Annotated in this window: 15 protein-coding genes; 6 read left to right on the top strand and 9 right to left on the bottom strand. The window is 31.7% G+C overall.

The features are described 5' to 3' along the window. The 4 genes from ACKTSU_RS08815 (at position 1) to ACKTSU_RS08800 (ending at position 3,696) form a co-directional block, all read left to right on the top strand. On the top strand, positions 1-858 hold the full coding sequence (locus ACKTSU_RS08815; protein ID WP_408036011.1) for a hypothetical protein: 858 nt from the start codon (positions 1-3) through the stop codon (positions 856-858). Next, a complete protein-coding gene (locus tag ACKTSU_RS08810) occupies positions 821-2,194 on the top strand; it encodes a peptidylprolyl isomerase (protein ID WP_408036010.1) in 1,374 nt (457 codons plus the stop codon). Before ACKTSU_RS08815 ends, ACKTSU_RS08810 begins: the two co-directional genes overlap by 38 nt. 100 nt (positions 2,195-2,294) lie before the next feature. After that, on the top strand, positions 2,295-3,248 hold the full coding sequence (locus ACKTSU_RS08805) for an AAA family ATPase (protein ID WP_408036009.1): 954 nt from the start codon (positions 2,295-2,297) through the stop codon (positions 3,246-3,248). A gap of 1 nt (position 3,249) precedes the next feature. Next, entirely contained in the window at positions 3,250-3,696 is a 447-nt protein-coding gene (locus tag ACKTSU_RS08800; protein WP_408036008.1) for a YybH family protein, read from the top strand. Positions 3,697-3,819: 123 nt separating this feature from the next. On the opposite strand, the gene ACKTSU_RS08795 is transcribed toward ACKTSU_RS08800, so the two are convergent. Beyond that, a complete protein-coding gene (locus ACKTSU_RS08795) occupies positions 3,820-4,707 on the bottom strand; it encodes a 3-hydroxybutyryl-CoA dehydrogenase (RefSeq protein WP_408036007.1) in 888 nt (295 codons plus the stop codon). Between the two features lie 150 nt (positions 4,708-4,857). Continuing rightward, the gene (locus ACKTSU_RS08790) at positions 4,858-5,817 is read right to left on the bottom strand and encodes a Gfo/Idh/MocA family protein (protein WP_408036006.1); all 960 of its coding nucleotides are present in this window, start codon (positions 5,815-5,817) and stop codon (positions 4,858-4,860) included. Between the two features lie 270 nt (positions 5,818-6,087). Between ACKTSU_RS08790 and ACKTSU_RS08785 the strand changes: the two genes are divergently transcribed. Further along, positions 6,088-6,729 carry a protein-L-isoaspartate(D-aspartate) O-methyltransferase gene (locus tag ACKTSU_RS08785; RefSeq protein ID WP_408036005.1) on the top strand — a complete coding sequence of 214 codons (642 nt, stop codon included), beginning with the start codon at positions 6,088-6,090 and terminating at the stop codon, positions 6,727-6,729. Between the two features lie 19 nt (positions 6,730-6,748). Continuing rightward, complete coding sequence (locus tag ACKTSU_RS08780) at positions 6,749-7,117, top strand: hypothetical protein (RefSeq protein WP_408036003.1); 369 nt, start codon at positions 6,749-6,751, stop codon at positions 7,115-7,117. Between the two features lie 39 nt (positions 7,118-7,156). Here ACKTSU_RS08780 and ACKTSU_RS08775 read toward each other — a convergent pair whose 3' ends face one another. The 7 genes from ACKTSU_RS08775 to ACKTSU_RS08745 form a co-directional block, all read right to left on the bottom strand. Then, positions 7,157-7,327 (bottom strand): hypothetical protein, encoded by a 171-nt coding sequence (locus ACKTSU_RS08775; protein WP_299002999.1) that lies wholly within the window; start codon positions 7,325-7,327, stop codon positions 7,157-7,159. 145 nt (positions 7,328-7,472) lie between these two features. Further along, on the bottom strand, positions 7,473-8,333 hold the full coding sequence (locus ACKTSU_RS08770; RefSeq protein ID WP_274634327.1) for a substrate-binding domain-containing protein: 861 nt from the start codon (positions 8,331-8,333) through the stop codon (positions 7,473-7,475). Continuing rightward, positions 8,330-8,653 (bottom strand): hypothetical protein, encoded by a 324-nt coding sequence (locus ACKTSU_RS08765; protein WP_408036001.1) that lies wholly within the window; start codon positions 8,651-8,653, stop codon positions 8,330-8,332. The genes ACKTSU_RS08770 and ACKTSU_RS08765 overlap by 4 nt, the downstream gene beginning before the upstream one ends. Next, a complete protein-coding gene (locus ACKTSU_RS08760) occupies positions 8,654-9,523 on the bottom strand; it encodes a nucleoside phosphorylase (protein WP_408036000.1) in 870 nt (289 codons plus the stop codon). It abuts the gene before it with no gap. Beyond that, positions 9,524-10,468, bottom strand: a complete 945-nt coding sequence (locus ACKTSU_RS08755) for a DUF1835 domain-containing protein (RefSeq protein ID WP_408035999.1) — start codon at positions 10,466-10,468, stop codon at positions 9,524-9,526. A gap of 151 nt (positions 10,469-10,619) precedes the next feature. Further along, the gene (locus tag ACKTSU_RS08750) at positions 10,620-10,943 is read right to left on the bottom strand and encodes a translation initiation factor (protein ID WP_274634323.1); all 324 of its coding nucleotides are present in this window, start codon (positions 10,941-10,943) and stop codon (positions 10,620-10,622) included. A 5-nt stretch (positions 10,944-10,948) separates the two neighbouring features. Then, the gene (locus ACKTSU_RS08745) at positions 10,949-11,896 is read right to left on the bottom strand and encodes an isopenicillin N synthase family dioxygenase (RefSeq protein WP_028892562.1); all 948 of its coding nucleotides are present in this window, start codon (positions 11,894-11,896) and stop codon (positions 10,949-10,951) included. Positions 11,897-11,934 lie beyond the last annotated feature (38 nt).

The raw sequence follows: 11,934 nt of genomic DNA, 5'->3' as shown, positions 1-11,934 counted from the left end.
GTGAAGAAATATATTTTTCTAATAGTATTAATAAGTATAGTTTCATGTGATCTTGTTAGTTTAAAGAAAGAAAAAACAAGAGAAGATAAACCTATAGCCACAGTTTATAACAAACATTTATATGAGAATGATATTAAAGGGTTATTACCTAAAAATCTTTCTAAAAAAGATAGTTTAGTACTCGTTAAAGGTATTATCAATTCATGGGCTAAACAAGAATTGTTATACATAAAAGCTGAAGAAAATATATCAGAAGTAAATAGCGAGCAGATTGAAGGCTTAGTAAACGATTACAAAAAAAGTTTATATATAAACGGTTACAAAGAACGATTAATAAAACAGCAATTAGACACTGTTGTAGGAGAAGAAGAAATAGCTTCATACTATGAAGAGAACAAAGAAAACTTTAAAACAAATGAAGAGTTACTGCAATTTGAGTATATAAATTTTGGTAAAAAGTTTTTAGATAAAAAGGAAACCATAGCACAGTTTAAATCAGAAAAAGAAGAAGATAAAATAGATTTAGAAAGACACTTGTTGAACTTCAAATCATATCGTTTACAAGATTCAACTTGGGTAACTTTTGATTATTTAAAGAAAAAAATACCTCCTTTTCGTAACGAATCAAAGGAAAACTTGTTAAAAATATCAAAATTCATACAAAAAGAAGATACTTTAGGAGTATATTTGGTCGCTGTAAAAAATATATTGCCTAAGAATGCAACTGCTCCTTTAAGCTATGTTAGCCCTAGAATTAAGCAAATTATTTTACATAAAAGAAAATTAGAATTAATACGAGATATTGAAAAAACACTAATAAATGATGCAATCCAAAACAAAAACTTTAAAGAATACTAGTATAGCTTTTGCCTTGTTTTTAGCAGGTTTAACTACGTTAAACGCACAAGAAAAAATAGACGGAGTAGCCGTTGTGGTAGGTAAAAACATTGTTTTAGATTCTGATATTGATAAATTTAAGCAAGAAGTAGAGTTAAGGAGTGAAGGAAAAGTAAAGATTTCTAACTGCGAAATGCTTGAAGAGTTAATGCAACAAAAATTATTAGCACACCATGCTGTAATTGATAGTGTAGTAGTGTCTCAATCTGAAATAGATGGGAGAGTAGACCGAAGTATTGCTTTTTTCACGCAAGAATACGGAAGTGAAGAAAAAGTAGTTGAAGCATATGGTTTTAACGATATCGAAGATTTAAAGAAAGAATTAGCTAGAGTTCAAAAAGAAAACTTACTAATAGAAAAAGAGCAACAAAAAATTACAGAAGATATTGATGTTACTCCAGAAGAAATTAGAGTATATTTTAAAGGTTTAGAAGAGAAAGGAGAGCTTCCTGAAATTCCTGCAGAAGTAGTATTAAATCAATTAATCTTAAAAGCTGAACCAACTCAAGAAGAAGTAGATCGTGTTATAAACAAGCTTAAAGAAATTAAAAAGGAGATTGAAGAGGGAGCAAGTTTTAAATTAAAAGCGATTATTAACTCAGAAGATCCAGCGGTAGCTCAAAACGGAGGAAAATATGTGATAACTAAAGATAGTCCGTTTATCAAAGAGTTTAAAGAAACTGCTTTTTCGTTAGATGTAAATCAAATTTCAGAACCTATTAAATCAGCATTCGGATACCATATTCTTCAATTACATAAAGTAAAAGGGAATCAAAGAGAAGTATCTCATATTTTAATGCAACCTCAAATTTCTGATGAAAAATTAAAAGAAACTAAAGAGGAAATCGAAAAAATTGTAGCTGAAATAAAAGAAGGTAAAATTACATTTGAGGAAGCTGTAGCAAAATATTCTGAAGACGAAGAAACTAAAAATAGTGGAGGTTTAATTGTAAACCCATATACACAAGAACCTTCTTTTGAATTAACAAGAATGCCTCCAGAATTATATCCAAGAATTAGTGAGTTAAACAAAGGAGATTTATCAGATATTTATTATGATGAAACTCGTGAAGGAGAAAAAATGTACGGGGTAATCTTAATGAAAGATAAAACAGATAACCATACGGCTGATTTAGTTCAAGATTATGTAAGAATGCAACAGTTTGCTTTGGCTAAAAAGAAAGAAGAAGAAATAGCTAAATGGACAAAGGAAAAAATACAAGAAACGTATTTAAAGTTAGGAAACGATTATAAAGATTGTACTTTCAAGAAAGATTGGAAGAAAGAAAATAAATAAGAAGTAATAAATTTAGTATATTGTCATTCCCGCGAAAGCGGGAATTTCATTTTATAAAAGTTTGTAATTAAATTTATTGAATAAAGAAAAACTTTCATTTATGTCTGACGTAACAGCAGTAAACACACTGGTAGAAAAATACAGCCAACTACAGCAAGAAATAGGAAAAGTTATAATAGGGCAGCAAGAAGCTGTAAATTACACGTTGCTTTCGATTTTTTGCGGAGGTCACTCGTTATTAATAGGTGTTCCAGGGTTAGCAAAAACCTTGTTGGTAAATACAATTTCAAGCGCATTAGGATTAAATTTTAGTAGAATTCAGTTTACGCCCGATTTAATGCCTTCTGATATTTTAGGAAGTGAAATACTAGATGAAACACGTCATTTTAAATTTATAAAAGGGCCAATTTTCTCAAACATCATTTTAGCAGATGAGATAAACCGTACACCTCCAAAAACACAGGCAGCTTTACTAGAAGCCATGCAAGAGAAGTCGGTAACAGTGGCGGGACATCACTATAAATTAGATTTACCATTTTTTGTGTTAGCAACACAAAACCCAATAGAACAAGAAGGAACATACCCGTTACCAGAAGCACAGTTAGACCGTTTTATGTTTTCAATCAACTTAGAATACCCAAGTTTTGAAGAAGAGGTGCAAGTGGTAAAAAATACTACTTCATTGGTAGATGAAAAGGTAAATGCTATTTTTTCTTCAAAAGAAATTATTGAAGTCCAAAAATTGATTCGTAAGATTCCTGTAGCAGATAATGTAGTAGAGTATGCTGTTAAATTGGTAGGTAAAACGCGTCCGAAATCAGATAAAGCAACAGAGTTGATAAAAAAATATATTGATTGGGGAGCTGGTCCAAGAGCCTCACAAAACTTAATTTTAGCAGCGAAAGCACATGCTGCGGTTCATGGAAAGTATTCTCCAGATATTGAAGATGTTCAAGCAGTAGCAATTCCTATCCTATCACATAGGATAGTGAGGAATTATAAAGCAGAGGCAGAAGGAATTACTATTAAAGAAATCATAAACTCTCTATTTTAAAATGAAGAAATTTGTTAGCATTTTTTTATTTGTTGTAGTATTTGTTTCATGTAAACAAGAAGCTACCAAAACAGTTTCAGAGGAAACAGAAAAGCAAGAAATTTTATTGGTGATGAAAGCTCAGGAAGAAGCTTGGTCCAAACACGATTTAGAAGGTTTTATGCAAGGATACTGGAAAAGTGATTCATTAAAATTCTATGGAAGAAAAGGAGTTACTTTTGGTTGGCAAAAAACCTTAGATAACTATAAAAAAGGATATCCAACAAAAGAACACTCAGGAACATTGACTTTTAAGATTAATGATATTTCTAAAATTACTGAAGGAGCATATTCTGTAATGGGAGAATATCACTTAAAAAGACCCGTAGGAGATGCTGACGGTGTTTTTATGATTATCTTTAAGAAGATACAAGGCGAGTGGAAAATCATCGCGGATACTTCGTGTTAATTTAAAGTAATGTACTATCAGGTCATTTCGAACGAATGTGAGAAATCTCACATATCTTATAAAGTAAAAAAGGGAAGTTTTCAATTGAAAACTTCCCTTTTTTTTATAGTTGTAAGCTAAAGTTTACGAAAACATTTTCGCTACTTTCTCAGCTTTTCTACTTTCAGAATAATCGTAAAAACCTTCACCAGATTTTACACCTAATTTACCTGCCATTACCATATTTACTAATAACGGACATGGAGCATACTTAGGGTTTTTAAATCCGTCATACATTACGTTTAAGATAGATAAACAAACATCTAATCCAATAAAATCAGCTAATTGTAATGGTCCCATTGGGTGCGCCATTCCTAACTTCATTACAGTATCAATTTCAGCAACACCAGCAACACCATTGTATAAAGTTTCAATACTTTCGTTAATCATTGGCATTAAAATACGGTTGGCAACAAAACCAGGATAATCATTTACTTCAACAGGAACTTTGTTGATTTTCTTAGTTAAATCAACCGTAAAATTCATTACTTCATCAGAAGTATTGTATCCTCTAATAATTTCAACCAATTTCATAATTGGCACAGGATTCATAAAGTGCATTCCAATTACTTTTTCAGGGCGATTTGTAACCGCAGCAATCTGAGTAATTGAAATTGATGAAGTGTTAGTAGCTAAAATAGTATCCTCAGCACAAGCTTCATCTAAATCTTTAAAGATTTTAAGTTTTAAGTCAATATTTTCAGTAGCAGCCTCAACAACTAAACTAGTATTTTGTACACCTTCTTTAATAGAAGTGTAGGTAGTAATATTGTTTAAGGTATTATTTTTATCGTCTTCAGTAATTTTTTCTTTCGCTACCATTCTATCTAAGTTTTTAGTAATGGTTGCTAAACCTCTATCTAAGGCAGCTTGCGAAATGTCGATAAGTTGAACATTGTATCCAAATTGAGCAAACGTATGCGCAATTCCGTTCCCCATTGTTCCTGCTCCAATTACGGCGATATTTTTCATGTTGTTGTGTTTTGGTATTTATATGGGCGTTCCCCTATGGGGCGGGCTTTCCGCTACAATCTTTTTTGGTGTATTCTTCGCTTTACTCAGAATAACAAAAAAGGATTTTCACTACAATCCCTAACGCGGTTGTTACTTATTTACTTTATTCTAAAAACAGTCTATAATCTGATGTGCTACACGTAAAGCCTCAGTACCTTGACGTAACGAAACGATAGGAGTAGTGTCGTTATGAATTGCATCTGCAAATGATTCTAACTCATCTAAAATGGCATTGTTAGCCACCACTTCAGGATTGTCGTAATAAATTTGCTTTTTAACACCTTCAGCATTTTGTAAAATCATAGCAAACTCATCAGGTTTTTCTGGTACATCTTTCATTCTAACAACTTCTGACTTCTTTTCTAAGAAGTTTACAGAAATGTATGCATCTCTTTGGAAAAAACGGCTTTTACGCATGTTTTTCATCGAAATTCTACTTGCTGTTAAATTCGCAACACAACCATTTTCAAACTCAATACGGGCGTTGGCAATATCAGGAGTTTCAGAAATTACTGATACACCACTAGCATGAACACTTTTTACTTTTGAGTTTACTACTGATAAAATGATATCAATATCATGAATCATTAAATCTAACACAACAGGTACATCCGTTCCTCGTGGGTTAAACTCTGCCAAGCGATGTGTTTCAATAAACATAGGCGTGTCTATCATATCTTTTACAGCAGTAAAAGCAGGGTTAAAACGCTCTACATGCCCTACTTGTCCACGAACATGGTGTTGACTAGCAAGGGTTCTAATAGCTTCTGCTTCTAGTACGGTATTGGTAATTGGTTTTTCAATAAAAATATGTCTTCCTTTTTTAATGGCTTGTTTAGCACAATCAAAGTGAGAAAGTGTAGGGGTAACAATGTCTACCACTTCTACAGCATCTATTAATTCTTCTACAGAATTGAATAATTTATAACCAAATTCATCGGCTACTTTTTGTGCATTTTCAGTAAAAGGATCATAAAATCCTACTAACTCGTATTTTTCTGATTGTTGTAACAAACGCAAATGGATTTTTCCTAAATGACCTGCGCCTAAAACTCCAGCTTTTAACATTCTTATCTGTTTAGTTATTGAAAAGTATTGTTGTTTGTAGGAAGAAAGCTTTCTTTATTCGAATGATTGATAAATATTTACCTAAAAAAACAGCTTTACCGTTTTAAACAACGCTAACAAAGATACACTTTTATACATATTTATTACTACTTTTAGCCTCTCGAAATTTTATGATCAGCCAAACTTTTACAGGAAGAGTTGGCAATAGTTACAATAAAATAAATAACCTATATTTATATAGAATACTGTTTGTATTAGGAGGGAATATAAATGAAAGACACAACCAAACACCAAGGACTTAGAAATCAATTAGCAAACGTTTTAGCCGCAAAAGGAATTACTGATACTAAAGTATTAGAAGCAGTTCGTAAAATACCAAGACATTTGTTTATGGATAGTAGTTTTGAAGCACATGCGTACCAAGACAAAGCTTTTCCTATTGCTGCAGAGCAAACGATTTCTCAACCTTATACGGTAGCTTTTCAATCGGAAGTTTTAGAGATACAGCCTGGTGAAAAAGTATTGGAAATAGGTACAGGATCTGGATATCAAACAGCAGTTTTATTAGAGTTGGGAGCAGAAGTATATTCAATTGAGCGCCAGCACGAATTGTTTAAGAAAACTTCTATGTTTTTACCAAAATTAGGATATAGACCAAAGCGTTTTATTTTTGGAGATGGATATAAAGGTTTACCAGAAGAAGCTCCTTTTGATAAAATTATTGTAACTGCTGGGGCTCCGTACGTTCCTAAAGCGTTATTGGCACAAATTAAAGTAGGAGGTAGGTTGTTGATTCCTGTGGGAGATAAAGAACAAGTAATGACACTTTTTATAAGGAAATCACCCAAAGAATTTGAAAAGCACGAGCTAGGCGATTTTAGATTTGTACCTATGTTAAAAAAGAAAAATTAATAATTTAAATTGTTGTAATATGAATGGAAAAAAAGAAGATGAGTTAGATAAGTTAAAAAGACTTTTACCATATGCTAGAGGTTTACAAAGAGAGATAACCGAAGCAGAAGCTCTTTTATTAACTAATGAATTGTCAAGAAGATCTATAAAAAAATTAAAGTATGATAGTATAACTAACCTTCTTTTTTTAATCATTGGAGGAGCTATAACTTTTTTCTTTACTAGTATTTCAGAGAGTAACTCTAGAGAACTCATAGAGGGTGTTGATGAGCTAAAAAAGGAAATATTAGAGAATAAATCGAATTATGAAAAAAGAATAGAAAAACATAAAAAAGATATTTTTATAATTCAAAGAGAACTAGATTCCTTGAAAAAAAAATCCGCCTAAAAAAGCGGATTTATTGAATTTGAATAAAGAAACATCAACTTATTCAGCAATCGCTACTTCAGTTGCATCGGCAACCACTACCTCTTGTTGTTGATGTTGTTTTTGTTGAGTTTGATCAGTTTTGGCTAAACCACAAGGACTAGTACTTCCGCAAGAAGAAAAACCTAATAAACTAACAGTACAAATTGCAATAAATACTACTTTTTTCATGTGTTTGTTTTTATCGTTTTTAATAGTCGTACCTCAATTAAATTAGGTACTTTATGTAAGCTTTACTATTGAAAATAGTCAATTTATTGAATGTATAATGACTATTTTAAACAGGGTAGCTTGGTTATTTTTTGTTTTCTGAAAATCAAATATACATATTTCTGATTAAGTCACCAGAATTTTCCTTCTTTTCAATAACGTTAAACTCTACCATTTTATTTTGTATAGTAGAAATTAAATCTTCGCTAATAGGTTTTCCATCGTTCCATTCAGTAATAGATAACCATTCTTGGATATCTTCTAACTGTTGTTCGTATCTGTTAGCAAGAACTTCATCGATGTTGTCAAAATCTTTAAAGTCTTTTGTACAACTATTGATAATATCGTGTACTTTTTTTACTTCTTCGAAGTGATTTTCTAAAATTTCATCACGAACAGCAATCACAAAACAAGGCCAAGGTGTAGGGCAGTCGCCAACACGTCTAAAAGTACCGTTATCTACTAAAGGCTTTGTAGTAAAATGCTCCCACATAAAATAATCAGCGTCACCATTTGTTAAAGCGTCAATTCCTCCTTGTAAATCGCCAACTACTTTAAACTTTAGTTTACTAACATCCCAACCATTATTATGAGCATTCACAATGGCCATAAGTTGAGAACCAGAGCCAAATCGACTAATAGCTACCGTAGCATGCTCTAAATCGGAAATGGTTTTGAATTTAGAGTTTGCACCTACATGTATCCCCCAAATAAGAGGACTTTTTACAAAGGTTTGTGTAATTTTTGAAGGGTTGCCATTGATGATATCTTTTATAATTCCCTCAGTAAGGACTAACGCGATATCAACTTCTCCAGAACGTAACGCTTTTGCCATCGCACCTGTACCTCCAGGGTAATCTTGCCAACGCAGGTTGATTCCTTCTTTAGTATATTCTTTATTTTTCAACGTAATGTACCATGGATAATTAAAGTGTTCTGGTACACCACCTATTCTTAAATTTATCATGAAATAATTAAAATAATAATTATTAAAAATATTAATAATACAGAGATTAATGCTGTAAAAAGTGAGTTAGATGTAAATTTAGGAAGTCTAGTTTCAATATTAGGTAATGAATCTAAATAGATTTCAAGTTGATTTTTTACACAAATAGCGTCAAACTTTTTTCTGTCAGAATTTCTAATATAATATTTATTAGACCTTGATTCAGTTAAATGTTCTAGTTCATTATGAAACTGAATATTGTTTTCGAGCATTAATCTTTCAAACTTAAAGATATCTTGAAACCTAATATGAAATTTAAAAGCTTCCTCTCCATCAAACATTTATTCAACTAATTTATCTAGGGTATATACAATCAAATCATTCACCACTTTGTACGGATCTTCACTAAACGTTCCATTGGCTCTATTAGCAATAATAGCATTCATCGAGGCTGCATTGTGACCTAATAATTTGGCTAATCCGTAAATGGCAGAAGTTTCCATTTCTAGATTGGTGATTCGGTTGTTATTATAGTTAAAACTATCAATTTTGTGGTTTAACTCAGCGTCTTGTAAAGGCAAGCGTAACACACGACCTTGAGGGCCGTAAAAACCACCAGCGGTAGCTGTAATTCCTTTATAAACTTTATCAGATAACAACTTATCTTCTAAAGATTTCCCGTTAGAAACAATTAAAGGGTATGATTTTTTCTCACTCCACCTTGTGTGTTTTATAAAAGCTTCTTCAAGTTCAGGGTGTGAAATTTCATCTACTTGATAAGATTGAAGTAGTCCGTTTAGATCTAAAGCATGAGAACTTAATAAAAAGCTATTAACAGGAATATCACTGTGTAAAGAACCAGAAGTTCCAATTCTTGTAATGTTTAACTGGGTATGGTTTTCTTTTACTTTACGTGTATTTAAATCGATGTTTACAAGAGCGTCTAACTCGTTTAAAACAATATCAATATTGTCAGGGCCTATACCTGTAGAAATAACAGTAATTCGTTTTCCTTTATAGGCACCAGTTGTAGTTTTAAATTCTCTTTTTTGGGTACTGAATTCTATAGTGTCAAAATGTTTCGTAACCTTATCCACACGATATTGATCACCAACGAAAATAATATCGGTAGCAATATGTTCAGGTCTTAAATTCAAATGATAGATACTACCATCTGGATTTAAGATGAGCTCAGAATGTTGTATACTCATTTATGATGTAATTTTTAACAGCTTATCGGTAGAGTTTACATAGAGATAGCTGTACTTTTTTGCGCCACCAAGATACGAAAAATCAGAACGAATTTTAGCATAATAATTGGTTTGGTTTTGCAATACCTTTTTTCCTGTCTTGCTTAATTTAACAGGGTCAAAAGAAGTAAATAGTTTTTTTAATTCATCTAGCTTATGAAAATATTGACTGTCGCCAAATCCATAATTTTCTTGATGCGTTAACATATAGCCAACTAATTCGTTTTGATTTGCAAAATTGTGTTCGTTAGCTATTTTTAATATGTTGTTTTCTAAGTGATTTAATCCGTTTTCAATTGAAGGAAAACGAAGTAAGTGCGCTTTAATGGCACTTTCTAAGTAAACAAAAGGTGATTTTGGATTGAATTTATGAGCATTTTCAAGAGGAAGTGGACTGTCAGAACAATATAGTTGCCATATATAATCAGCATATTCAATATCGTCGTTAGTTAGTTCTATTCTGTTTTCAAAATGCTGTTGTAATTGTGTTTCAGATAATTCTCCTAAGCCGAATAATTTTTCTTCTCCTTGAATTTTACCGCTTGTAACTAGAGATACTTTGTGGCCAGAACGATAACGTTTTAACCAACTAATTACAGCAACCATGTTTATTTGACAAAACAAATCATATTCAAACCATAAAACAATTTCATCTTGTTGTTTTTGATTACAAAGATTTCTGTATTCTTTTAAAGTGTAATCGATGAATTTCTTTTTAGTGATTTTATAGGAATCTTTTAAAAAGTCGAAGCGGATTTTCCAAAAGTTTTCGCTTCCAACATCGACAGAAGTTTTTCCTTCACATAACATTTCACGCCAAGTAATAATATCGCCTTCAACATTTAATTTTTGAAGTCTTTGAGTGGTGTGGTCTCCATTAGTTATGTGTAATAAAGAATGTTTCATAATTTTTAAGGGAATTAGTTGATTTCTTTATTGATATAAAATAAACGGTTTATTTTACACGTTATTATTTATTGGTTGATATTTAACACTTTACAAAAAGTTGTAAATATAAAAAAAATGTCGAGGAATCAAATTCCTGACATTTTTTTGTTTATCCACCAACGCGTTTTACGTTGAATCCTTTATCTTTTAAAAGCTGCATTATAGTATCTCTATAATCGCCTTGAATGATGATTTGGTCATCTTTAAAACTACCACCAACACTTAGTTTGGTTTTAATTTCTTTTGCTAATTTCTTGAAATCTTCGGTAGCTCCATTGTATCCGTCTATAATTGTAACTGGTTTCCCTTTTCGCTTTTCGTATTTACATAAAATAGGATCATCTTGAAGCCAGATATCAGGTTTTTCTTCAATAGGTTTTTCTTCAAATTGATGATCAGGGAATAGGTTTTTTAATTGATCTTGTAAATCCATTAGATTTATTTTTTCAATCCTAATTCACGTAAACGCTCATCTAAAAACTCACCAGCAGTAATGTCTTCAAACTGTTTTGGGTTGTTTTCATCAATACAATTTTCTAAAACATCTAATTTCATGTCTGAAACTGGGTGCATAAAAAATGGAATTGAGTAACGAGAAGTTCCCCATAATTCTTTAGGAGGGTTAGTTACTTGGTGAATGGTAGATTTTAATTTGTTGTTACTGTGACGTGATAACATATCACCAACATTAATCATTAATTCATCTGGTTCAGCAATAGCGTCAATCCATTCTCCTTTATGGTTTTGAACTTGTAATCCTTTTCCTTGAGCTCCCATTAATAAGGTGATTAAGTTGATATCACCATGAGCAGCAGCTCTTACAGCTCCTTTAGGTTCTGTAGTAATAGGAGGGTAGTGGATTGGACGTAAAATACTGTTTCCGTTTTTGATATAGTTATCAAAGTAAGTTTCCTCTAAACCTAAATGCAATGCTAAAGAACGTAAAACATATTTAGCTGTTTTTTCTAACATTTGGTAAGCTTCTTTACCTACTTTGTTAAATTCAGGTAATTCCTCAACCTCTACATTTTCTGGATATTCTTTTGCGTATTTTGAATCAGCATCAACATACTGACCAAAGTGCCAAAACTCTTTTAAATCTCCTTCTTTTTTTCCTTTTGCACTTTCTTTACCAAAAGAAACATATCCTCTTTGACCTCCAATACCTGGAATTTCGTATTTTTCTTTTACTTCAGTAGGTAAATCAAAAAACTTCTTGATTTCAGCATATAAGTTATCTACTAATTCATCGTCTAAAAAGTGTCCTTTTAATGCTACAAATCCTATATTCTCATAAGCGTCACCAATTTCGTTGATGAATTTTTGTTTTCTTTCAGCATCGTCTGATAAAAAATCTGCTAAGTTTACGCTTGGAATTTTATTCATTGTTAATAAGTTTTATTATTCAGACTGTAAAGTTAGTG

Source organism: Tenacibaculum aestuarii, assembly GCF_964510395.1.
In the GTDB taxonomy this organism is placed as follows: Bacteria; Bacteroidota; Bacteroidia; order Flavobacteriales; family Flavobacteriaceae; genus Polaribacter; species Polaribacter aestuarii.
Note: the sequence above shows the minus strand (reverse complement) of the source record. Positions and strands in the feature narration are given on the sequence as shown.

What these genes read in the sequence shown, in the direction of transcription:
- ACKTSU_RS08810 (WP_408036010.1), top strand. Translation starts at nt 821, where the DNA reads ATGATGCAATCCAAAACAAAAACTTTAAAGAATACTAGTATAGCTTTT.
- ACKTSU_RS08805 (WP_408036009.1), top strand. Translation starts at nt 2,295, where the DNA reads ATGTCTGACGTAACAGCAGTAAACACACTGGTAGAAAAATACAGCCAA.
- ACKTSU_RS08800 (WP_408036008.1), top strand. Translation starts at nt 3,250, where the DNA reads ATGAAGAAATTTGTTAGCATTTTTTTATTTGTTGTAGTATTTGTTTCA.
- ACKTSU_RS08795 (WP_408036007.1), bottom strand. Translation starts at nt 4,707, where the DNA reads ATGAAAAATATCGCCGTAATTGGAGCAGGAACAATGGGGAACGGAATT.
- ACKTSU_RS08790 (WP_408036006.1), bottom strand. Translation starts at nt 5,817, where the DNA reads ATGTTAAAAGCTGGAGTTTTAGGCGCAGGTCATTTAGGAAAAATCCAT.
- ACKTSU_RS08785 (WP_408036005.1), top strand. Translation starts at nt 6,088, where the DNA reads ATGAAAGACACAACCAAACACCAAGGACTTAGAAATCAATTAGCAAAC.
- ACKTSU_RS08780 (WP_408036003.1), top strand. Translation starts at nt 6,749, where the DNA reads ATGAATGGAAAAAAAGAAGATGAGTTAGATAAGTTAAAAAGACTTTTA.
- ACKTSU_RS08775 (WP_299002999.1), bottom strand. Translation starts at nt 7,327, where the DNA reads ATGAAAAAAGTAGTATTTATTGCAATTTGTACTGTTAGTTTATTAGGT.
- ACKTSU_RS08770 (WP_274634327.1), bottom strand. Translation starts at nt 8,333, where the DNA reads ATGATAAATTTAAGAATAGGTGGTGTACCAGAACACTTTAATTATCCA.
- ACKTSU_RS08765 (WP_408036001.1), bottom strand. Translation starts at nt 8,653, where the DNA reads ATGTTTGATGGAGAGGAAGCTTTTAAATTTCATATTAGGTTTCAAGAT.
- ACKTSU_RS08760 (WP_408036000.1), bottom strand. Translation starts at nt 9,523, where the DNA reads ATGAGTATACAACATTCTGAGCTCATCTTAAATCCAGATGGTAGTATC.
- ACKTSU_RS08755 (WP_408035999.1), bottom strand. Translation starts at nt 10,468, where the DNA reads ATGAAACATTCTTTATTACACATAACTAATGGAGACCACACCACTCAA.
- ACKTSU_RS08750 (WP_274634323.1), bottom strand. Translation starts at nt 10,943, where the DNA reads ATGGATTTACAAGATCAATTAAAAAACCTATTCCCTGATCATCAATTT.
- ACKTSU_RS08745 (WP_028892562.1), bottom strand. Translation starts at nt 11,896, where the DNA reads ATGAATAAAATTCCAAGCGTAAACTTAGCAGATTTTTTATCAGACGAT.